This window comes from Aeoliella straminimaris, from assembly GCF_024054565.1.
Lineage (GTDB): Bacteria > Planctomycetota > Planctomycetia > Pirellulales > Lacipirellulaceae > Aeoliella > Aeoliella straminimaris.
The window spans coordinates 25254-47440 of the sequence record NZ_JAMXLR010000004.1 but is presented as its reverse complement, the minus strand read 5'-3'; the positions used below and the strand labels follow the sequence as shown (position 1 = coordinate 47440).

22 protein-coding genes are annotated in these 22187 nt (G+C 61.3%); 15 read left to right on the top strand and 7 right to left on the bottom strand.

The window, feature by feature from the left end:
• Window positions 1-58: 58 nt before the first annotated feature.
• The 3 genes from NG895_RS01165 to NG895_RS01155 all read left to right on the top strand — a co-directional run bounded on the left by NG895_RS01165 (window position 59) and on the right by NG895_RS01155 (window position 3813).
• Window positions 59-742 (top strand): hypothetical protein, encoded by a 684-nt coding sequence (locus tag NG895_RS01165; protein ID WP_252850608.1) that lies wholly within the window; start codon window positions 59-61, stop codon window positions 740-742.
• Between the two features lie 99 nt (window positions 743-841).
• Window positions 842-2206 (top strand): DUF1015 domain-containing protein, encoded by a 1365-nt coding sequence (locus NG895_RS01160; RefSeq protein WP_252850607.1) that lies wholly within the window; start codon window positions 842-844, stop codon window positions 2204-2206.
• Window positions 2207-2478: 272 nt separating this feature from the next.
• Window positions 2479-3813, top strand: coding sequence for a Gfo/Idh/MocA family oxidoreductase (locus NG895_RS01155; protein ID WP_252850606.1), 1335 nt, complete (start codon window positions 2479-2481; stop codon window positions 3811-3813).
• Between the two features lie 210 nt (window positions 3814-4023).
• Here NG895_RS01155 and NG895_RS01150 read toward each other — a convergent pair whose 3' ends face one another.
• From NG895_RS01150 to NG895_RS01135, 4 genes are read right to left on the bottom strand one after another with little or no spacing between them, the layout of a single operon-like run.
• Window positions 4024-4719 carry a cell division FtsX domain-containing protein gene (locus NG895_RS01150; RefSeq protein ID WP_252850605.1) on the bottom strand — a complete coding sequence of 232 codons (696 nt, stop codon included), beginning with the start codon at window positions 4717-4719 and terminating at the stop codon, window positions 4024-4026.
• A 2-nt stretch (window positions 4720-4721) separates the two neighbouring features.
• Complete coding sequence (locus NG895_RS01145) at window positions 4722-5450, bottom strand: hypothetical protein (protein WP_252850604.1); 729 nt, start codon at window positions 5448-5450, stop codon at window positions 4722-4724.
• Complete coding sequence (locus NG895_RS01140) at window positions 5447-6202, bottom strand: hypothetical protein (protein WP_252850603.1); 756 nt, start codon at window positions 6200-6202, stop codon at window positions 5447-5449. The genes NG895_RS01145 and NG895_RS01140 overlap by 4 nt, the downstream gene beginning before the upstream one ends.
• Before the next feature lie 25 nt (window positions 6203-6227).
• Complete coding sequence (locus tag NG895_RS01135; RefSeq protein ID WP_252850602.1) at window positions 6228-7028, bottom strand: hypothetical protein; 801 nt, start codon at window positions 7026-7028, stop codon at window positions 6228-6230.
• A gap of 203 nt (window positions 7029-7231) precedes the next feature.
• Here NG895_RS01135 and NG895_RS01130 point away from each other — a divergent pair, with 203 nt between their 5' ends.
• The 3 genes from NG895_RS01130 (at window position 7232) to NG895_RS01120 (ending at window position 11933) form a co-directional block, all read left to right on the top strand.
• Entirely contained in the window at window positions 7232-7978 is a 747-nt protein-coding gene (locus NG895_RS01130) for a ParA family protein (RefSeq protein ID WP_252850601.1), read from the top strand.
• The gene (locus NG895_RS01125; RefSeq protein ID WP_252850600.1) at window positions 7971-9008 is read left to right on the top strand and encodes a ParB/RepB/Spo0J family partition protein; all 1038 of its coding nucleotides are present in this window, start codon (window positions 7971-7973) and stop codon (window positions 9006-9008) included. Before NG895_RS01130 ends, NG895_RS01125 begins: the two co-directional genes overlap by 8 nt.
• Before the next feature lie 324 nt (window positions 9009-9332).
• Window positions 9333-11933: a glutaminase family protein gene (locus NG895_RS01120; RefSeq protein WP_252850599.1), complete on the top strand. Its 2601-nt coding sequence runs from the start codon at window positions 9333-9335 to the stop codon at window positions 11931-11933.
• Between the two features lie 97 nt (window positions 11934-12030).
• Here the strand turns inward: NG895_RS01120 and NG895_RS01115 are convergent, their stop codons facing one another.
• The 3 genes from NG895_RS01115 to NG895_RS01105 all read right to left on the bottom strand — a co-directional run bounded on the left by NG895_RS01115 (window position 12031) and on the right by NG895_RS01105 (window position 13465).
• Entirely contained in the window at window positions 12031-12396 is a 366-nt protein-coding gene (locus NG895_RS01115) for a response regulator (RefSeq protein WP_252850598.1), read from the bottom strand.
• Window positions 12393-12923 carry a chemotaxis protein CheX gene (locus tag NG895_RS01110; protein WP_252850597.1) on the bottom strand — a complete coding sequence of 177 codons (531 nt, stop codon included), beginning with the start codon at window positions 12921-12923 and terminating at the stop codon, window positions 12393-12395. Before NG895_RS01110 ends, NG895_RS01115 begins: the two co-directional genes overlap by 4 nt.
• A gap of 269 nt (window positions 12924-13192) precedes the next feature.
• Window positions 13193-13465: a hypothetical protein gene (locus NG895_RS01105; RefSeq protein ID WP_252850596.1), complete on the bottom strand. Its 273-nt coding sequence runs from the start codon at window positions 13463-13465 to the stop codon at window positions 13193-13195.
• Window positions 13466-13502: 37 nt separating this feature from the next.
• Here NG895_RS01105 and NG895_RS01100 point away from each other — a divergent pair, with 37 nt between their 5' ends.
• From NG895_RS01100 to NG895_RS01060, 9 genes are all read left to right on the top strand, one after another.
• Complete coding sequence (locus NG895_RS01100; RefSeq protein WP_252850595.1) at window positions 13503-13868, top strand: hypothetical protein; 366 nt, start codon at window positions 13503-13505, stop codon at window positions 13866-13868.
• Window positions 13869-14080: 212 nt separating this feature from the next.
• Entirely contained in the window at window positions 14081-14641 is a 561-nt protein-coding gene (locus NG895_RS01095; RefSeq protein ID WP_252850594.1) for an SGNH/GDSL hydrolase family protein, read from the top strand.
• A 124-nt stretch (window positions 14642-14765) separates the two neighbouring features.
• Complete coding sequence (locus NG895_RS01090; protein ID WP_252850593.1) at window positions 14766-16451, top strand: hypothetical protein; 1686 nt, start codon at window positions 14766-14768, stop codon at window positions 16449-16451.
• A gap of 82 nt (window positions 16452-16533) precedes the next feature.
• A complete protein-coding gene (locus NG895_RS01085; RefSeq protein ID WP_252850592.1) occupies window positions 16534-18003 on the top strand; it encodes a nicotinate phosphoribosyltransferase in 1470 nt (489 codons plus the stop codon).
• Window positions 18004-18009: 6 nt separating this feature from the next.
• Window positions 18010-18369 (top strand): hypothetical protein, encoded by a 360-nt coding sequence (locus tag NG895_RS01080; protein ID WP_252850591.1) that lies wholly within the window; start codon window positions 18010-18012, stop codon window positions 18367-18369.
• Window positions 18370-18384: 15 nt separating this feature from the next.
• On the top strand, window positions 18385-19074 hold the full coding sequence (locus tag NG895_RS01075; RefSeq protein ID WP_252850590.1) for an NUDIX hydrolase: 690 nt from the start codon (window positions 18385-18387) through the stop codon (window positions 19072-19074).
• Between the two features lie 3 nt (window positions 19075-19077).
• Window positions 19078-20127: an ADP-ribosylglycohydrolase family protein gene (locus NG895_RS01070; protein WP_252850589.1), complete on the top strand. Its 1050-nt coding sequence runs from the start codon at window positions 19078-19080 to the stop codon at window positions 20125-20127.
• Between the two features lie 21 nt (window positions 20128-20148).
• A complete protein-coding gene (gene pncA / locus NG895_RS01065; RefSeq protein ID WP_252850588.1) occupies window positions 20149-20745 on the top strand; it encodes a bifunctional nicotinamidase/pyrazinamidase in 597 nt (198 codons plus the stop codon).
• A 181-nt stretch (window positions 20746-20926) separates the two neighbouring features.
• Complete coding sequence (locus NG895_RS01060; RefSeq protein WP_252850587.1) at window positions 20927-21874, top strand: ADP-ribosylglycohydrolase family protein; 948 nt, start codon at window positions 20927-20929, stop codon at window positions 21872-21874.
• Window positions 21875-22187 lie beyond the last annotated feature (313 nt).

The following is a 22187-nucleotide window of genomic DNA, read 5'->3' as shown; positions in this document are numbered from 1 at the left end:
CAGTCCAATCGCGGTTATACTGTAGCCGCGAGTTCTAAGGCGTACCGAGGGGAGAATCATGCCGAAGGTTGCGTGCCCGCAGTGCAAGAAGCGTTACAACGTACCCGAGAAGGCTGTTGGACGATACGCCTCGTGCAAGTGTGGTCAGCGATTTAAGGTGCCGGCGCCTCCTCCTCCGGAGACGAAGAAGTCCGATTCGTTGTGGGATGAGCTCGACGACGAGTACGAAGTTGAGCCGCCATCCAGTCCCTCGTCGGCCGTTGCTCGACCTACTGCAGTTCCTGCCGCCTCACCCAAGCCGGCCGCTCCGGCGTGGCATGCTCAAGCTCAGCTTGTATTTCGAGTCGCCTGCTACGTGATCCCCACCTTGCTCTGGTGCCTGTTCGACTTCTGGATTGTCTCCTCGATCGACCGCAAGCCGCCGCTGTTGATGATCGTGTTCTTCGTTGGTGCGCTGATCGTCTCGCTCTATGTCGGCTGGCGAGTGTCGGCCAAGGGGCTTAGCTTTGGGCCCGACGCGCGTCGCCTGCGGCTGTTGGGGCTGGGCATCTGTGGGGCGGGGTTCGTTGGTTCGCTGGCCGCCCTGGTGGCAGCCAGTTTAATTGCCCAAACGCTGCCCGGCGGGATGTTGGTGGCGCTGCTGGTTCTCGGGGTGGGATTCGTCGCGATGATTGCGGGCGGGCTGCAGTGGGTAACGGGCCGTACCCTCTGGAGCCAGATCAGTTCCTCGGATAGGGGGTAGCACCCGGGGATTGGCCGGGGCTAAAGCCGCGGGTTGGAATCTGGTAACATCGTAGGCCCGATTCCCCGCTCAGCCCCCACTCTATCCCCCTAGAGCAAGATGCCCCAGATCAGTGCTTTTCGCGGCCTGCGTTACAACCTCGGTCAGGTCGGATCGCTTTCCAGTGTGGTCGCTCCGCCGTACGACGTGATCGACCCCGAGCTTCAGCAACAACTGTACGACGCCAACGAGTACAACGTTGTGCGGCTGATTCTGAACAAGGACGAGCCGGGCGACGACGACAACGATAACCGCTATACCCGGGCAGCCAAGCTGCTCAAGCAGTGGCAGCGCGATGGGGCCCTGTTCACCGAAGCCGATCCGGCGATCTACGTCTACCACCAGCACTACACGGCCAACGGGCAGGAGTACACCCGGCGGGGCTTCATGTGCCGCTGCCGGCTCGAACGGTTTGGCGAGGGCGACATCTACCCGCACGAAGAGACGCACGGTGGCGCAAAGGCCGACCGCCTGAGGTTGTGGAAGGCGTGTCGCGCGAACCTCAGCCAGATCTTTGGCCTGTATCCCGACAACTTCAACCAGGCACAAGTCATCCTCGAAGCCGCGGTTGCTGGGCACGCCCCGCACGAGGCCACCGATCATCTGGGCGTGGTCAACCAGCTATGGCCCGTCACCGATCTCGATTCGATCACGATGCTCGAGTCGGTCATGGCTCAGCTCCCTATTTACATCGCCGACGGCCACCATCGTTACGAGACCGCGTGTAACTATCGCGACGAAGTGGCGGCTGCCTGGCGCGAGCAGCATGGCGAAGACCTGCCCGAGGAGCATCCAGCGAACTTTGTGCTGATGATGTGCGTATCGATGTCGGATCCAGGCATGCAGGTATTGCCGACGCATCGCTTGTTCCGCGGATTGCCAGCGATGACCTCGGCCCAGTTGGTCGAGAAGTTGGGGGACTCGTTCGACACCGAACCGGCTGGCAACGGTCCCGATCGCGCCATCGGCCTATGGGAGGAAATCGAAACCGAGGACGAGCAGGGCACCATGGCGTTCTACACCGCCGAGGATGACGCCTGGACCATCGCCCGTTTGACCGAGGCAGGAGAAGAGCGATTGGCCGCCGTGGCCAGTGATCGCTCCGACGACTGGCGCGGCCTGGGGGTGAGCATTCTTCACCGCCTGGTGGTCGACACGTTGTTGGACGCCCCCAACCTGCCGGCGCCGAAGTACGTCCGTGCCCTGGAAGAGGTGCCCACCGGACTGAAGGAAGGCGACTCGGCGGGGCGCGACCTCACCGGCCAACAAGGCAGCGGTGGCCGGTTCGAACTCGGTTGCCTGGTGATGCCAGCCACCGTGGAGCACATCCGCCAGATCAGTTCCAACGGCGAGCGCATGCCCGCCAAGAGCACCTACTTCTATCCCAAGGTGCTCAGCGGCCTGGTGATCAACCCGCTGGAGTGAGGTACGCGTTGGGGAGCGATTGATCGTGTTTCACATGAAACGACCAGGCAGAGATCGCCGCGGGGGAGTTTCACGTGGAACGCGCAGTGTGCGCGAAGTGGGCAAGGTGTTCCACGTGGAACGTCGCGGCAGAAGAGATGCAGTAAGTTCCGCTGGCTGGCGCGGGAGGCAGTGTTCGGTGATGCGCAAAAACTTGCCCCCAGGCGACCAGCCTGCTATGAACTAGCGTTATCTTGTTCCCCGCCTACCGTTCGTGCATCAGGAGTTACATCATGAGCCATCGTCCCTATTCACGCAGCCGTCGCGATTTCCTGAAGGCCACCGCCGCCGTCGGAGCCCTGGGCCTGGCCCCTTGCTTGGCTCGCGCCGCGTCGCCCAATGGGAAGCTGCGTACCGCTCATATTGGCGTGGGGGGAATGGGCCGGGCGGACCTGAACGCCATTAGCTCGCATCCGCAGGTGGAAGTGGCCGCCCTGTGCGACGTCGACAGTCAGCGATTGGACGCCGCGCTACAGCAACATACGAAGGCCCAGACGTTCGCCGACTACCGCGAACTGATCGACCAGTTGGGCGACAAGATCGACGCGGTGGTGGTCTCCACGCCCGACCACACCCACGCCCCTGCGGCCCTGAAAGCCATGCTGGCTGGCAAGCCGGTCTACTGCCAGAAGCCGCTCACGCACGAGGTGTTCGAAGCCCGCCGGCTGCGCGAAGTGGCCGACGAGAAGGGGCTGGTCACACAGATGGGCGTGCAGATCCATTCCACTTCGCCGTACCGCCGTGCGGTGAAGATGATCCAGTCGGGGGCCATTGGCAAGGTGAGCGAGGTGCACGCCTGGTCGGACAAAGCCTGGGGATTCGATGCGAGCGAGCTGCCCGCCACGGCCCCCGTTCCCGAGACGCTCGATTGGGACCTGTGGCTCGGTGTGGCCGACGAGCGGCCGTTCGTGCCGGGCATCTATCACCCAGCCCAATGGCGGCGGATGATCGACTTCGGCACCGGTACCCTCGGCGACATGGGCGTGCACATTTTCGATACGCCCTATGGAGCACTCGAGCTGACGGCGCCCAACTGGGCGAAGACCACCTGCCGGCCCCCCACCGGCTTGGGGCATCCCATGAAAAATCTGGTGGAGTACGAGTTCCCAGGCACCAAGTACACGACCGACACCCTGACCTGGAAATGGTATGACGGGGCGTTTGCTCCGCCGGCCGATCTGGAAGTGCCCTTGGCGCCCGAAGCGAAGCTGCCCGGGCAGGGATCGCTGTTTGTGGGAGAGCAAGGGATGCTGCTGCTGCCACACGTGGCCGAGCCGGTGCTACTGCCCCAGGAGAAGTTTGCCGACTACCAGCGACCCGAGGTGCAGGAGGGCAACCACTATCATCAGTGGGTCGACGCCTGCCTTGGCCAGGGCGAGACCAGTGTGCCATTCAGCTACGCCGGACCGCTGACCGAGGCCTTGCTACTGGGCGTGGTAGCGGGACGCTTCCCCGACACGAAACTGGAGTGGGACGCCGAGGCGCTGCAGGTGACCAATCTGGAAGAAGCCAACGCCCTGCTGCGCCACGAGTACCGCCAGGAGTTCGGCGGCAAGAACGTCTCCTGAGCATTACCAATCGCTGGTGGCGGTGAACCAATGGCGCTAGCCTCGGGCGAATGGCCCTGCGCCTCGCCTAGTTCCTTGCCACCCGACGCTCGCGCGTGCGGCTCGAACTCGCCTGCGCGGAGCGGTGGGGCAGGACTTACCGCAGGGGAGTTTCGCGTCGGGCGCGAAGAGTACGTGAAGTGGGCAATCTGTTCCACGTGGAACGATGCACTACGTCGACCGCCTCGATTGGCGTCGCCCGCTCAGTTGCGCGACGGTTTCGATCGCCAAGGCACATGCCAAGCTGATGGCCAGGCAGGCCAATGTTGTCGACCAAGGCGCCATGGCAATGCGCGTGACTATCTGCAGCGCGGTGAGAAACAACGCCAGCCAGACGGTCAGGAGCATCAGGTCGAGGATGGAGAACTGATGGTACGATCGCATGCCAAGCCCTTCTTCGAATTGGTAACGTTTCAACGATCGCCTTGTCGACAACCGGGCGCCGGTGGCACCAAACACACCGGCCACCGCGCCGAAGCCTAATAGGATGGGCCAGGGCATCAGTTGCGCGAAGCACCCGACGCCGGTCATGGCGCCGCCCCAGGCCATGGTCAGCTTGGGCGAGATCCGTCCGCGGCTTATCGCGTAGAGCAGGGAGGTGAGGATGCAGGGTACGATTCCGCCAATGCCGGCGGAGAGGAAACCTAGCACGGTACCAATCAAGGGAAACATCAGCGTGCCGAGCATCGCGCCGGCCAGCGCCGTGCCGAACCATCCCCAGAGGAAGATGTGCAGGGCCACCACGGCCAAGGCTTTTTGTTCGGTCCTGCCCGGGCTGGTGAGCAGGTAGCCATCACGCTCGAGTTCCATTCGCTCGGCGTGGAGTCTGGCAATGGCGTCGAGTTGTTGCTGGTCCTGCTGGTCCATGGTCAAGTCTTTTTCGGAAAGACGGACCTGTCGGCCACGGAGATCAACCATGCCACGGCCGCGCTGAGACCGAACCAGGCCAGCGTGATGCCCACGGACTTCTCGAGTTCCCAGGTCTTTACAAAGGCTACGACTATTGCCACCCAAGTGGTTTGCAGCAACAGGTCGAGCACACCAAACCGTTGCCAACTGCGGGTGCCCAAGCCTTCGGCCAGATCGAACTTGCGGATGCTTCGCTTTGTCATCAGCCGTGCGCCGACACCACCGCAGAAGCCCGCGATGGTCTGCACGATCAGGATTAACTGTGAAGGGAAGTCCCTATGAGTGTTGGGTGGTAACAAGCAGTTCAAGGTGACCATGCCTGTCAGAACGCCCGCCCAGGTCATCAACCAGGTGATGGGGATTCTGCCACGGAGCACGGCGAATTGCAGGCCCGCAAGCAGCATCGGTCCAGGGCCTACCACGACGGGCACCACGAAGCCCATGACCGTGCCCAAGACTGGCAAGACGAGGGTGCCCACGGCGCCGCCCGCCAGTGCCGCGCCCCACCAGCCGGCCAGTGTACCCCGCCAGGCGATGTTCCACAGTGCGGCCAGTTCGGTGTCGCCGGGGCTGCGCGTTTTTTCTGTCCAGGTTTGCGATCGCTGCCTCCGCTCGCGGTGCTGGGTGATTTGATCCAACTGCTCGAGTTCTGCTTCAGCCAATGTCGGGTTGGTTCTTTCGGCGGTCATCGCTGGCGAATTCCTTTCACCACGCGGAGCACCAAAGGCAGCGAGGCTACTTGAAATACCAATCCACCAAACAGCACGCTGGCCGAGCCGACGCCCAATGCGCCTAAGCCTTTGAGAACCGCCAGGATGCTGGCCGCCCAAGCCGTGGCGATCAAGAGTTGCCGAATGTCGAATCGCAAGACGCTTTGTGTCTCGTCCTGGTGGTACGGGTCGGCACCCTCCTCCTTGACCCAGGGCGCGAGCGCCGGCCACGCGCCACCTGCCTGGCCCAGCAGGGTGGCCAGGAGCGGGCCGAGCACTATCGTAAGCGCCGATTCCCAGCTCGGAGAAGAAGCCCGTGCGAGTAGCCAACAGGTGCCGATGTAGCCTGTCAGTCCGCCACCGAAGCCACCGAGCACCGACCAGCGGACCTTCACACCAAGGGTACGGACGATGACCAGGCACAGTCCCAGCGACATGATGGCCAGCGGCAACACCAGCACGGCCAGGTACAGCATGGCGATCATGCCCAGCAGGCAGATACCAGCAACGAAGCCGCAGAACAGTTCACTCAGGTCCTGGGTTGGCATGCCCGATACCAGCAACCTGAAACAAAACAGTATCCCCACCACCACCCCGCCATGTATGGCTCCCGCTGTCGTGATACCGGTCAGTGCCAGGCCGAAGCGAGTCTCGGGCTGGCGGAACTGATACCCGAGGGGCCGTGGGAGCGGCACCTGGTTGGGATAGTGGGTATAGTCTTGATCGAGCATCGCGCGTCTCGCGTGGCGGGCGTCCTCAACATTCTAGTGGCTGCGTCAGTGCGCTTTCAACGCGTGCACTTCGCAGTCCCCGCCAGGTGAGTAGTTGCATCACCAGCCAGGCGGTGCCGAATTGATACACCAACCACACCATAGCTGGTGCGAACCAAGGGGCCTCGTCGCCCAGGCCCCATTGAGCGACGCCAAGAAAAGCCGCCACCCAGGTGGTGAACACCAATGCCGACAGCAGGCGAAAGCGGAGCGGGCGGGGCTCCGTGGCGCGACGCGATCGAATCCTGCAAATGCCCCAGCCGCCGCCAATCTGACCGCACAGCGTCGCAAGCCCTGGCAGGATCAAGAAGTTGCCCAGTCGGTCGGCGATTGCATCTGCGGGCGAGAAATTGTTCAGCAGCGCCACGGAGTACGAAATACCCGCCATCCCACCGATCAGCGTGCCGAACAGCGCGGCGTGACGATGGAGGTCCAGGTACAGGATGGGAATGCTCAGTACCAGCAGCAGTATGCCCCCGAAGATGAATCCCATCACCGCGGACCATACTGCGACCGGTACCATGGTCAATCCCAGGCCGGGCAGGGCGTCGGCGTGCGTGATCACGTTGCTATGGCCGGTGACCGCCAACTCCCAAACAAGCAGCGACACGACGGCGATCGGCACGTAGCACGCACCCGCAATCGTGATGCCGGCCCAGGCGGAGAAGATGCCGTCGTCCCAATTCCATTGCTGGCGATTCCATTGGTCGAGTTTGTAACCTCGCGGGCGCACCGCAGGCCGAGGCACCGAGGGCGGAGTCCGATCGTCGGCTTCGACCTGATTCATGCCGCGTTCTCCCTGCTGCGGGCTGGCCGGGGCGAGTCGCTGGCACCTATTCTACCGCTCTTGCCCAACATTGCGCGTGCCCGGCCGGGTTTGCTAGCAGGAACTGACATACCACGAGTTGGCCGGCGGTCCTACAATCCGTCCCCGCTCCGGGCGCTGATGCATCCGGCAGACCAACATTCCCCTGTCCCCAGTACCTATATATGGGTCGCGTTCTGACTATAGCCAACCAGAAAGGCGGCGTCGGCAAAACGACCACGGCGGTCAGTCTGGCGGCTGGCTGCGCGCTGGGGGGACAGAAGACGCTGTTGGTGGATCTCGATCCCCAATGCAACGCGACCAGTGCCGTGGGGCTCGCCCCCGTGCAGCGACATCCGCTGGTCGACGCCCGCCCTATTCGCGAAGCCGTGCAGCAAACCGGCATCGAGCACCTGGAGGTGTTGCCAGGCAGTCAGAGCTTTCGCGATGTCGATGCGCTGGCCACCGCGGCCGATACCGAGTCGATGCGTGTGGCCGAGCACCTGGCGGCCAGCCTGAGCGTGTACGACATGGTGCTGGTGGATTGTCCTCCTTCGCTGGGTGGCCTGACGCGCACGGCGCTGGCCACAAGTGACGAAGTTTTGATGCCGATCCAGTGCGAGTACTTCGCCATGGAGGGGCTGACCCAAATGATTGAAGTCATCCGCCAGGTGATGACTACGGATAACGCGCGGCTCGAGTTCGGCGGAATCCTTTTAACCATGTATGAATCTGAATTGGACCTGACTCGCGAGATCGATCGCGAAGTCCGCGAATTTTTTGGCGACGTGGTGTTCACCACCGTTGTTCCCCGAGACGTCGCCTTAGCCGAAGCGCCGAGCCATGGCGTGCCGATAATGAATTACGCACCACGTTCGCAGGGAGCGCGAGCGTACATCGAACTATGTCTGGAGGTACTCGATCGTGTCTAATCAACGCCGTCTGGGACGAGGGCTGGAAGCACTGCTGGGACGTTCGCTCGACGAACCTTCGACGGACGCGGTTCCGTTGGAGAACGAATTCATCAACAACAATGCTGCCAGCGATGCCAGCACACACGACGGAATGGACCGTGACTACAACGGTCAGTTGTGGCTCGATGTGGTGACGATCGACACCAATCCCAATCAGCCGCGCAAGGAATTCGACGAAGTCGAAATCGCCGACCTCGCCGACAGCATTCGCGCCCATGGCGTGATTCAGCCGTTGGTGGTTCGCCAGGTGGCTGAGCGGTTCGAGCTGATTGCCGGCGAGCGCCGTCTACGCGCCGCCAAGGCTGCCGGTTGGGAACGCGTGCCAGTATTAGTGCGTGAGGTCAGCGATCAGCAGTTGGCCGAGTTGGCCATCGTCGAAAACATCCAGCGGAAAGATCTGAACCCGCTAGAAAAGGCCAACTGCTTCCAGTCGTATCTGCAAGAGTATAACTGCACGCAGGAAGATTTGGCCTCGCGGATTCACATCGATCGCTCCACCATCGCCAACTTGATTCGCCTGCTGGAACTGCCCGAGCAGGTGAAGAAGTTGCTGGCCAAGGGCGATATCTCGCAAGGTCACGCGCGGGCGTTGTTGCCGTTGGGCGACGAAGAACAGCAGATTGATTTCGCCTATCGCATCAAGGCCGAAAGCATGAGCGTACGCACCACTGAGCAGGAGGTGCAAGATGCGCTACATGCCAGCTCGGAAGACATGCTCGATACGATCGGCGGCGACAATGCACAGCCAGCGGCCAAGCCTACCCGCAGCGAGCAGTTGGCGCACCTGGAGCAGGAACTGAAAACTTCGCTGGGCACCAACGTGAAGCTGACGCAAAATCCCAAAGGTAAAGGCAAGGTGACCATTCACTTTGCCGACGCCGAGGAATTCGAACGACTGCGAGCCATCCTCACGGCATCGCCCATGCCACAAGTCATGGCCGAGCCGGCGCCCGAGCCCATGCCGGAATCTGTCCCGTTTGCTGCTTGAGCGACCGAGAATCTGTTGCGATAAAACACGAGCTACGCCCCGTCCGTTGGATGAGGCGTAGCTCGTCTTCTTTTGCGCCCACCCGGCGAGTTCGTGCGGGCATCTGGCCGCTGCGAACCGCTCTGCGACTTGTTGCAGTAGAGCGCGCGAGTACAATGGATCTGGCCACGCCAATGTGCCGTCCAGTTGCGGCATCTTTCCACGTTTCGCGGCATTTATATCGGCGCACGCCGCGAAAACGAGTCATGATTGTAATTGAAGTTGCTCGCAGGCTCGGACGGCCTTCTTGAAACCGATTTTCTACCCCGACGAGTACAGGCAGTTATGCGTACCAATATGATGGAGAGCAGCAAGACCTTTCTGGCAGCCCTGATATTTGTGGCTGCCACGACCACAGCGCTGGCGCAAAGTGGATCCAGTGATCAGCAATCGAAGTGGACTCCCCCCGCTTACCCGCTCGTGGCGTGCGATCCGTATTTCAGCATCTGGTCGCGGGGCAAGTCGATTGTCGATACCGACACCACGCACTGGACAGGCAAGCCGCATCGCCTGGCCAGCATCGCGCGGGTCGACGGCAAGGAATATCGATTGCTCGGCAACACTCCCAGCGATCTGCCGGCACTCGAGCAAGTGGGGCACAAGGTGCTGCCAACCCGGTCGGTGTTCACGCTCCGGGGGGCGGGCGTCGAGGTGGTGATGACCTTCACCACCCCCGCACTGCCGGCAGACATTGATCTGCTCAGCCGACCCATCACGTACGTCAGTTACCAGGTCCGCGCGGTAGACGGCGCAATGCATGACGTGCAGTTGATGTTCGGCGCCGCCGGCGAGGTGGCCGTCAATTCGCCCAGCCAGAAGGTGTCGGCCGAGACCGTTGCGAACGACAAGAATGTTGTGCTGCGGGTCGGGTCGGTCGAACAGTTCGTCCTTGGCAAGTCGGGCGATGACCTGCGAATCGATTGGGGCTACTTCTATCTGGCCGCCCGCGACGGCATGGTGCAGCAGGCAGGCATCGTCGAGCAGGATGAGTTGAACGACCTGGATCTCTCGCAAGACGATGCGCTGGCGACCAAGCATTCTGAACCCATCGCCGGTGGCGAGTTGGGACTGTTGATGGTGCTCAAGCCGATGCGGGTGAACCGTTCGCCGCAAGAGCAATGGCTGTTGCTGGCCTACGACGATCTGTACTCCATCGAGTTCATGCATCGCAAGCTGCGCCCCTATTGGAGACGCAATGGACTGGACGGCCCTGGGCTGGTGAACGAATCGCTTCGCGACTACGAGGAACTCAGCAAGCGCTGCAAGGAGTTCGACGACCAACTGGTCTCGGACCTGGTTGCAGCCGGTGGTACGCAGTACGCCGACATCGCTTGCCTGGCGTACCGCCAGTGCTTCGCTGCGGGCAAGTTTGTGGCCGATGCGAACGGCCAGCCGCTGCAGTTCTCCAAGGAAAATCACTCCAACGGCTGCATTGCGACGTCCGACGTATTCTACCCCATGTCGCCACAATTCTTGCTGTTTGGACCTTCGTTGGCGAAGTCGTTCGTGGCCCCGTTCATGGAATACGCTAAGAGCGATCGCTGGAAGTTCCCCTTTGCTCCGCACGACCTGGGCACCTATCCCAAGGCCAACGGTCAGGTGTACGGCGGCGGCGAGACCAGCGAAGAGAATCAGATGCCGGTGGAGGAGTGCGGCAACCTGCTGTTGCTGATGGGAGCCATTGGCAAGATCGACGGCAATGCCGACTTTGCCAACGAGTACTGGCCGACGCTCGTCGCCTGGGCCGAGTACCTGAAGAAGACCGGATACGATCCCGAGTCGCAACTTTGTACCGACGACTTCGCCGGCCACCTGGCACACAACGTCAACTTGTCGGCCAAGGCTATCTGTGCTTTGGGTGCGTTCGCTCAGCTATGCGAGTTGCGTGGCGACGTCAAAATGGCCGAGGAGTATCGCCAGGTCGCCAAGCAATATGCGACCCAGTGGATCGAGGAAGCCGACGATGGCGACCACTTCCGACTGGCCTTCGACGCCCAGGATACCTGGAGCCAGAAGTACAACCTGGTGTGGGACCGCATTTTGGGGCTTGGACTCTTTCCCGACGAAGTCCGCGAAAAGGAAATGGCCTACTATCGCCGGGTGCAGAATCGCTATGGTCTGCCGCTGGACAATCGCCGCGAGTACACCAAGCTCGATTGGGTGCTGTGGACCGCGACACTCACGCAGAACGAGGACGACTTCAAGTCGCTGGTGCGTCCGGTGCATCGCTTCTTGAACGAGACCCGCGATCGGGCGCCGATGACCGACTGGTACGAGACCAAGACGGGCCAAAAGGTGGGCTTCACGGCGCGGCCTGTCGTGGGAGGCGTGTTCCTGCCAATGCTGTACGACGACCAGGCGTGGCGAAAGTGGGCCGAGCAGGATGAAACCAACGCGGGCGGCTTCGCCGACTTGCCGGTGCCACCTGAGATCACCGTTGTGGTGCCGGCGGCCGATACCGAACCCGCGACCTGGCGGTATACCACCGATGCTCCGCAAGGAGACTGGCAACAAGCGGACTACGACGATTCGTCGTGGCGCGAAGGCGAATCCGGCTTCGGTACGCCTGGTACGCCGGGCGCCCGAATAGGAACCAAATGGGACAGCTCCGACATCTGGATTCGTCGCGATTTCGATCTGCCCGAGATCGACCGCGGCAAACTGGTGCTACACCTGCACCACGACGAAGACGTCGAAATCTACATTAACGGTGTGCTGGCCCGTAAACTGGAGGGATACACGGGCACCTACGGCCCGATGCCAATTCTCGCTGAGGCGCTTGCCGCGCTTAAGCCCTCGGGCAATGTTATTGCCATTCACTGCCATCAGACCACGGGTGGGCAGTATATCGATGCCGGGCTGTCGTTGATTGACGAAGAAGAGTGAGTGACCAAACTGACAAAGCCGCCGGAGCATTGCTCCGGCGGCGATTGTCATTAATGGACTGTGTGTGTCTCAGCACGGCACACTCGGGTGGCGTGTGCTACACCAGGCTCGGCACGTGCTTGGTGACTTTTTCCTTCAGCGAGTCCGCTTCGAACGGCTTGAGGATATAGTCCGATACGCCAGCCTTCACCGCTTCGAGCACGTGCTGCTGCTGGCCCTCGGTGGTGATGATGATCACGGGAACATTGGTGTCGCTTGCGCGGATGTCTTTCAATACTTGCAGACCATCCTTGTGAGGCATGTTCCAGTCCGTGAGGACGATATCGAATACGTCGCCACGGAAAGCATCGACGGCTTGAGCGCCATCCTCTGCTTCCACCACGGCGTCGAATCCCATGCTTTCCAGGGTGCGGCGGATGATGGTACGCATCATCTTTGCGTCGTCGGCTACCAAAGCTCTCATGTGGGGGCTCCCGCGTTGAGGGTTACTTTTTCACTTGATTCAATGGAAGTGGCCGAGTCGCCGGCAGGCGACGACTCCTTGATACTGGCGTCCACACACATTGGGCCCCAGTCGGTTTGAAAGGGAATCGAAATGGTCGCCACCCCGGTGGGGTAGCTGATCACATGGTTTTTGCCTGAGACGACGGACGGAAGTCCAATCCGCATTTTCAGGTGTTCCAAGTGATTGTTGGCTCCGCCAGCCACCATGTTGGTGATCTCGCAAACGCAGTCGATCACGTCGGCATCGATCGACGTGGCCGCGTGTCCGATCACCGCTTCGGTGGCAGAGATTGCTACCTTGCGATCGAGACTCACTACCACAATGCCCCGGGCCATACCCTCCAGCGACATCAGACCGCTGACCTCGTAGTGAGGTTGTCGGTTGGTCTTGATCGAAGGGGTTCCACGTTTAATGCCACAGCCGAGCATCGTCTCGAAAGTCGAGACGGTGGAGGTGACAAAAGGGTTGATCCATTCGGCTTGCATGGCTTGATCTCCGGCGGCGGCTGCGCCCACAAACCGATTGAGGGGCAGCTTGTTGAAGGCTCGTAAAACTCTAGTTTGCGAAATGCACCACGCCCGCTTTCGCGGTGATGTTTGTCTCGAATTTCTCCATACGGGTTAGCGGTCGCCAGTGCTTTGTTTTCCGAGCTTTTTCTTCGCGCAACTGGCGACGGAGCAAGCAGTCGGCGCGCGTCCGCTGTACAGTTGTGGGGAGTGTGCCGAATGTGAAAACCAGATGCCTCGGGTCGGTTTCACTCCTCTGGCTCAGGCCGCTCCGCTGCGGCTAACTGCAGAAGCTTGATGCCGGTCACCACGCAGAGCCGGTTGTCCACCCGCGCGAACCCTCCGGTCAGGTTCTTGTCTCTCTGTTCGACACCGATGGCCGAGGAGAGTCGACCCTCCCGCTGCCGGTACTTCCCATGGCCACGATTGAGGAGAAAGCAATGCGTGCCTCGCTGATACAACTCGCGACGCAGCAGTTTACCGCGGGCTAAGCCGTCCCGTAGGACGACCCAGCTACGCAAACCACCGCTTTCCTGAACCAATCTGGAATGAGAATCGATGAATGCGCAAACCGAAACAACCAGCGACACCACCGTGGCCGCACGTGTGGCGGGGGAGGACATCCGCTCCGGCGACTTTGTAACCGTGCTGCACGAGGTGGTCGAATACCCTTCGTTCCTCTGGTGCTGCTCGGCAGTAACGTTGGAAGAGGACCAACCGGTCCGCGTCCGCTATCTGCCTCGTAACCAGGGCGAGCCCCGCAAAGTGGTGGCCGTGTGCCTACCCTTTGTTTATGTCAAGAACGTGAAAGGCAACGTCATCGGCGTCGACACCCGCCAGCACGAGTTGGTGCGGCTCGACCGGAAGGTCGGCCAGCGATTGTGGCGACAGATGACCAAACCTTCAAAGAAGAAGCGTAAGTAATCCTGTTATGAAATTCAGCACTTTCAGCCAGTTATCTTTGTCCTCCGCATCCAGCGATGCAGGAGCTAAGCCGGCGTATGGATGAGGTGCGAGTTCAACAACTTCAACACCCCAGCCCGCCCGGCCCCATGAAGCCGGGCGGGTTTTTTTGTTAGAATCGCGGAGCAGCGGGTATATCTGCTCCAGGGGATCACCATAAGGAGAACCCAGCGATGGACCAACCGCGAACCTACCTCGCCCTGGGCGACAGCATGAGCATCGACGACTACACCGAAGTCAAGGGTGGCGGGGCGGTCAGCCAGTTTGCGAAATCGCTTGGCTCCGGGTGGCATCTCGACGACCGAACCTTCGACGGCTGTCAGATGGAAGGCGTCCCGCGCGATGGCACGGGCGACCTGATCACCCTGACCATCGGCGGCAACGACTTGTTGTGGAACAAACAGCAGTACTTGCAGGAAGGGATGGAGGGCTTCGCCGCCGAACACCTGGAGCTACTGACCGTCATCCGTCAGCGAAACCCCGAGGCCGTGCTGATCGTCGGCGACATCTACCATCCCGACGCAGTGCTCAGCGATGAGGAAGCCGCCGGCCTGGCCGCCGCCAACGAAGCGATCCGGCGGAACAGTGATTCGGTTGGTGCGCTGCTCGCGCCAATTCACGACACCTTCTGCGGCCAGGAGGCGGAATATTTGTGCCTCAACATCGAGCCGACGCTTGCGGGGGCCACGGTGATTGCGAGGTTGTTTGAACGGGCGTGGGCCCAGGCGAATTGAAGCTTGCCCCTCTTGTCGAGCGTCGGCAGCAAAGCTAACCGCCCGCTGCAATAATCCGCCACCCCTCCCGCGAACTACCCACCGAGCCAGGGGATGATGGGGCTTCACCAACTGGAGCTACCCTATGCAAGCTCGTGCGGAGGTGTGGTTGCCGCGGATCTATCCGCATAACCCGCTGTACCTTGTCAGTGCCACTTTTGTCTTATACGGAATCCATCTCGCTTCGCAGGGTCCTTACCCGCAGGCCAATGACCTGAAGACGTCGCTTCTGTTTGCGTACGTCATCATGCTCGCCGGGGCGGGGTGGCTGGTGGTCCGCTTCGGACGGGTGTGGGAGGATGCCCGGACCATTCTGTTGGTCGTGCTGCTGATGTTCACGGCCATTTCGACCAGCTACGACCGACTGTGCCTCGACAACCCGGCCGAGGGGGCCGTACGGCTTGCGCTGGCGATGGGATTTTGTTGCGTGGTGGTCGAATCGGTGCTGGCGATGCTGCGTATTCGGTTGCCACTGGCCTATCGACTGCCCTTCTACGTGCAGCTTGCGCTATTGTTTGCCTTCCCGGCCGTGCTGGGCAAGCTCTCCATCGACGGACGCGAAGCCTCCATGTGCCTGGGCGTGCTGCTATTCTCCGTGGCCGCGGGTGCGTCGCTGCTGTTGTTGCTGCCTACGATCGGCTCGCCGCGGCTCCGCCACTTCGATAGCGGCACGCCCTGGCCATGGCCTTACTACCCGTGGTCGATCTTCGTGTTCATGGCCCTGGCGATGGGCGTGCGGCTGTGGATGCTGAGCGTCTCGTTCACCGACGCCAAAGGCCTGAGCCCCGCCTTCCATCCCTACTTCCTGGTGCCGCTGCTCTTGGCGATCGCGGTACTATTGCTGCAATTCGGACTCACTCACAAATCCAAAACGCTCCAGCGAATCGCTCTTGGCTCGTTGCTTGGTATCGTGGCGTTATCGTTTCCGCTGCACGTCTCCCGAGCGCAGGCGTTGTCGCTCGATCTGCTAGAACAAACGCTCGCCGCGCCGCCGCTACTCACGACCATCGCAGCGACTCTTGTCGCCGCGTACGCTTGGCTACGAGGAGCTTCATGGGCCAAGTCTGTAACGCTGGCGAGCGTGCTGCTGCTGTCGTGTCTTGATCCGCACACCCGGTTGTTTACTCAGTTACACATGCCGGACACATGGTTGCTGGCCGTATTGTTGGTGTGGCTTGTCATGCGGGGCGTGTGGCAGCGAGACATGCTGAATCTCTCTGCCGGCGCGGCGGTGGGACTGATGCTGGCTCGCTACCAGTTTGGCCAGACCTGGGTCTCCGAGAACAACGCTTGGATGGCCATCGCCGCATGGACTGCCTGGACGCTGCTGCTGCCACTGGTGTGTCGCGACCGGCTCGCGCAGCTGCTTCGCGTGTTCGCACCGGTGCTGTTGGTGGTGCTGGGCGCGGCGGTGGCCTTCGCATTTCCGCCTAGCTGGTGGGAGGTGCCCGAGTGGCAAGTGATGCTCGCCCTCGCGGTGCTGGCGGCCACGTCCATAGCCTATGGACTGCATCAACAAATCCGTTGGCATCTGGTGCCGATCGGTTTTTTGACCGCCATGCTCATAGGGCGAGGACTGAGCCAGTTCGTACAGGAGATTGGCGACGCGGCGACTCGTCGCGGGCTGGCCTGGTACGGCGTCGGCGTGGGGGTGTTGCTGCTGGCCCAACTGGTAAGCCTCTGGAAGGCGGGCCTGGTGCGGCGTGTGGTCGACTGGCTGCTGCACCGCATGCCACCTGAAAATGTTGAGGCCCACAACGCGGAGGGCTGATTCTGCAGAATTCCTGATCCGTGGATCTTGACCCGCCCGAAGATAGTGTAATAATGACACTATCTAAACCACGGGGCTCGTCATGCACGCCAATCTCGCTTTACTCACCGACCTCTATCAGCTCACCATGGCCTACGGCTACTGGAAACTGCACCGCGCGGATCGGGGAGCTGCATTTCATTTGTTCTTTCGCAAGCCGCCCTTTGCCGGCGGGTACGCTGTGGCCGCGGGGCTGGGGCCGGCCATCGAGTTCCTCGAGAACTTCCACTTCGAGCAGTCGGACGTCGACTACCTGGCCACGCTCACCGGTGGGGACGACCGACCGCTGTTCGACGACGACTTCCTGCATTACCTCCGCGAGTTACGACTGTCCTGCGATGTCGACGCCATGCCCGAGGGCACCGTGGCGTTCGCCAACGAGCCGTTGGTGCGGGTGACGGGGCCAATGCTCGAATGCCAACTGCTGGAGACGGCACTGCTGAACATCATCAACTTCCAAACGCTCATCGCCACCAAAGCCGCGCGGATCACCAGTGTCACCGGTGGCGATTTGGTGATCGAGTTCGGGCTGCGGCGGGCGCAAGGTGTCGACGGTGGCCTGTCGGCCAGCCGCGCGGCCTACATCGGTGGTTGCGATTCGACCTCCAACGTGCTGGCGGGCAAAAGGTATGGCATCCCGGTCAAAGGTACCCACGCCCACAGTTGGGTAATGTCGTTCGACGACGAACTCACCGCTTTCGAAGCCTACGCTCAGGCGATGCCCAACAACTGCGTGTTCCTGGTCGACACTTACGACACGCTCCAAGGAGTGCGGCACGCTGTTGAAGTTGGCCGCGCGCTTCGCGAGCGCGGTCACGAGATGGTCGGCATCCGCCTCGACTCGGGCGACCTGGCTTACCTGAGCATCGAGGCCCGCAAGATTCTCGACGCCGGTGGTTTTCCCGACGCGGCGATCGTCGCTTCGAATGACCTAGACGAGCGGATCATCGAAAGCCTCAAACGGCAAGGGGCAACGATCAGCGTGTGGGGCGTCGGCACCAAGCTGGCCACGGCCTACGATCAGCCAGCGCTCGGCGGAGTGTACAAACTCGGCGCCACCCGCGAGGCGGACGGTCCGTGGGAGCCCAAGCTGAAACTCTCCGAGCAAACGGCCAAGATCAACATCCCCGGCCTGCTGCAGGTGCGAAGGTATCGAACCGCCAATGGTCTGCTGGGCGACATGATCTACGACCAGAACCATCCCATCGACCCGCGGGGCACGATCATTGACGTGAAAGACACGCACCGCCGCAAAACCGTGCCGGACATCGAAGCTGGCGATGACCTGCTGGTGCCGGTACTGCGTGGTGGCGAGGTGGTCGAGCGCTTCGCCAGCGGCAGTGACGAATCGCTCGATACTGCCCGATCACGGGCCCAACAACAACTCGCCGAACTGCATCCCACCATTTGCCGATTGCTCAACCCACACGAGTATCCCGTGGGCATGGACATCGGCCTGCATGAACGGCGGGACCGGATGATTCGCGAAGTGAAATCGACCATCGGGGATTGAGACGAGATGTCACCAAGTACCACCTCCCTTTACAGACCAGTGGGGCAGAAAGAACTCGATCTGATTCGAGAGACTAAATGGCTGCGTTTTCCGCCGCGACTGTTCTGGCAACCGATCTTCTATCCAGTGTTGACACTGGAGTACGCGCAGCACATCGCCCGCGACTGGAATACGAAGGACCAAGCTTCCGACTTTGTGGGTTACGTGTTGCAGTTCGAGGTGTTGACCGCGTTCATCCAACGTTATGAAGTACACGAAGTTGGCGGTCGAGATCGACGAGAGTATTGGATTCCAGCAGAGGACTTGGGCGAATTCAACGAAGCCATTGTGGGACCCATTCAATTGGTTGAAGAATTCAGACCGTAAGACCTCGCGTAAACCATGAAACACTCCTACGAATATCCTCGTGCCGCGCTGACCGTCGACATTGTGGTGTTCGCGCTCGACGAGGACGACCTGCAGGTGATGCTCATTCAGCGGGACCTGCCGCCGTTCGAGGGGCAGTGGGCGCTACCGGGTGGGTTTGTGCACGTGGGCGAAACTCTCGACGAGGCCGCGCGCCGCGAGCTGGCCGAAGAGACCGGCTTGGTGGATATCTACCTCGAGCAACTCTACACCTTCGGCCAGGTCGACCGCGACCCGCGGGAGCGCGTTGTCACCGTGGCGTACTACGCCCTGGTGAACCTCGCGGGGCACAACGTCCGCGCCAGCACCGATGCCCGCAACGCCGCGTGGTTTCCGGTGTCGGACCTGCCACCCTTGGCGTTCGACCATCCGCAGATCCTCGAAATGGCGCACGAGCGATTGCGGGGCAAGGTCCGCTACCAACCGATCGGTTTCGAGCTGCTGCCCGAACGATTCACGCTGCGGCAACTGCAGCACCTGTACGAAGTGATCCTCGACCGCGAACTCGACAAACGCAACTTCCGCAAGAAAGTGCTGGCGATGGGTATCGTGAAAGAGACCGGCGAGATCGAAAAAGACGTCGCCCACCGCGCGGCCCAACTCTACCGCTTCGACAAACGAACGTACGACCGGCTGACGAAGCAGGGTTTTAATTTTGAGATTTGAGAGATGACACTCCGTTCGCACATCCTGGGCTGTTTACTCGGCACCGCCGTGGGCGATGCGGCAGGGCTGCGGTGCGAAGGGCTTTCGCCTCGGCGAGCGCGCCGGCTCTATGGCGACACGGTGCAGCCGACGCTATTGCTGGGGCGTGGCATGTGCAGCGACGACACCGAACACACTGTGATGGTTGCCCGAGCGCTGGCGCAGGTGTGTGAAGATCCAGACGAGTTTGAGGCCATGTTCGCTCGGCAGCTGCGGCCCTGGCTATTGACCATGCCGGCCGGCATCGGACTAGCGACATTGCGGTCGTGTCTGAAACTGCTAGTGGGCGTCCCGCCTAGTCATAGCGGAGTGTTCAGCGCGGGAAACGGTCCTGCCATGCGGGCGGCACTGTTGGGCGTGTGTGCGAAGAGCGAGCAGGAGTGCCGAGAGCTGGTGCGGCGCTCCACCCGCGTCACGCACACCGATCCCACAGCGGAAGAAGGAGCTTGGGTGGTGGCAGAAGCGGCTCGCCTTGCTGTGTGTGGCCGCGGTGCGACGCCGCTGGAGTTTGTGGAAAACATCGAGGGACAGCTGCAAGGCGACGAACTTCGTAGGTGCTTGGGCGGCCTTTGCCAAAGTCTGAAGACTGGGCTCACTCCAGCAGAGTTTGCCCAGTCGCAAGGCTGGTCTCGCGGAGTAAGTGGTTACGTCAATCACACAGTGCCAGCGGCCCTGTATTGCTGGGTGGCTACACCAAACGACTTTCGACAGGCTGTAACTAGTGCCGTTCACCTGGGCGGCGACGCCGATAGCGTGGCGGCGATTACCGGCGCGATCGCGGGGGCAAACCTCGGGGCCGAGGCGATCCCTCGCGAGTGGATCGATCGCCTGGGCGAATGGCCGCGGAACGTCAAGTGGCTCGAACAACTGGCCGAAGCGTTGTCCGTGAAATTGTCCGGCGCAGAAGCGAACCAGTTGCCGTCGATGCACTGGCCGGCTACGGCGGCGCGCAATGTACTGTTCGCGGCCGTGGTATTGCTGCTCGGATTTCGACGGTTGTTTCCACCTTATTGATGGCGTGGGAAGAGGAATACGATGAAGGCCCTGATCCTGGTAGACATTCAAAACGACTTCCTCCCCGGCGGGGCGCTCGCCGTACCCGAGGGCGACGAAGTCGTGGCGGTGGCCAATCGGTTGATGCCGGAGTACGAACTGGTGGTGGCCACCATGGACTGGCATCCGGACGACCATCTGTCGTTCGCCAGCCAGCACGACGAGCGCGACGTGGGCGAATTCGTTGAGGTCGACGGCCTGCAGCAGATTCTCTGGCCCGATCACTGTGCGCAAGAAACACCGGGAGCCGAGTTTGCAACCGGACTGAACGTCGAGGCGATCGATCATATCGTGCAGAAGGGGACCGACGTGCGGATCGACAGCTACAGCGGCTTCTTCGACAACGCCCGACGCAAATCAACCGGATTGGAAGAATACCTGCGGAGCAAGAACGTCGACGCGGTGGACATCATCGGCTTGGCCACCGACTACTGCGTGAAGTTCACCGCACTGGATGCTGTGAGCTTGGGCTTCGCGACACGGGTGCTGACCGAAGGCGTCCGCGGCGTGGAACTGAAACCGGGCGATTGCGAGCGAGCTTTTGAAGAGATGCGAGCGGCGGGCGTGCAGGTTGTTTGAGACACCACGAGCCGCGACCGTTGGCGTTTCGCACAATGGCCCGCCGATCTCCGCGAATGGATAGAAGTCGGAGAAGCGAATTCGTTCTTCGGGATTAATGACATAGCGAAGGGTAGGTGCCGGTGCCCGATCTTGTGGAACGAATGGCGAGTCAAATGTCACCCGACACGGAGAACAGTCGATGACCACCCAGCCCACGCTAGAAGAGCGTTTCGTCGGTTGCCTGTTGGGCCTTGCCGTAGGGGATGCCCTTGGTGCCCACTTCGAGGGCCAACCCACGGCCTTCATGGAGCGAAAATACAACTCCGCGCGACAGTTGCTTCATAGTCCACCACCGGGCGAGATCTGGTACACCGACGACACGCAGATGGCGATTGGAATCGCCGAGACGCTGGTACGATGCGGGCGGATTGAGAACAGTGTGTTGTGCGAGCGGTTTGCGGAGAACTACCTTCCGCAGCGAGGCTACGGACGCGGTGCCCGGTATGTGCTCGAAGCGATGCGCGCGGGGCATGACCACCAATACCTGGCTGAAACGCTGTTCCCAGGAGGTTCTTTCGGAAATGGGGCAGCGATGCGCGTGGCGCCCGTGGGGTTGATGTTCCGTGACGACCACCCCACGGTGTGGCGCGAGGCGCATGCGTCGTCGCTCCCCACCCATGTTCACCCTCTGGGGATTGAAGGGGCCCAGGTGTTGGCGCTGGCCGTTGCGCTGGCGTCGACGGCCGATGAGCTCGACCGCGAGTCGTTCTTCGAGACCATTGCCGAGCGGTGCACGGCGGACGAGTACAGTGGACCCCTGCGCCGCGCGGCCCGACTCGACCATGTTCGCGATCTGGGACTGTTCGGCAATGGTATCGAAGCCACAGCGTCGGTCGTCACGGCGATCGCGGCATTCGGACTGACGCCCGAGTCGTACGGCGAGACGATTGGCAATGCCATCCTGCTGGGTGGCGACACCGACACCATCGCCGCCATGGCGGGAGCGATTAGTGGAGCCTACCTCGGTGTCGGCGCGATCCCCTCGGAACTGCTCGCGAAACTCGAAGATCGCAAGCAAGGTAGAACTTACATCGACCAGCTGGCGCGGGATTTGTACCGGGCGTATGAAGATTCGCGGGCGCAATAGTAGGCCGGCCGTCCCGGCCGGCCTACTGTCAAAAAAACGTTGTTGAAACCTCCCTCCAGTTCGGTCTAATAAATATGTGGCATTATGTACACACTCCGGCGAGCGGGTGCCGTTAGGCTCCTGGTCGTGCTGCAGGCGAGCAGATTCAGGTGAGTGATCGTTTGTGACCGCTAGCTCAGCGAACGAGTGCTAGTGGCATTGCGCTCATTCGCGGAGCGAATGGCCACTGTAAGAGTATTGGTACAACAAAAAACATGTGGGGAACAACGCGAAGGGTTTTGTCGCATCCCCCGAATGGTTTTGCCTAGAAAAC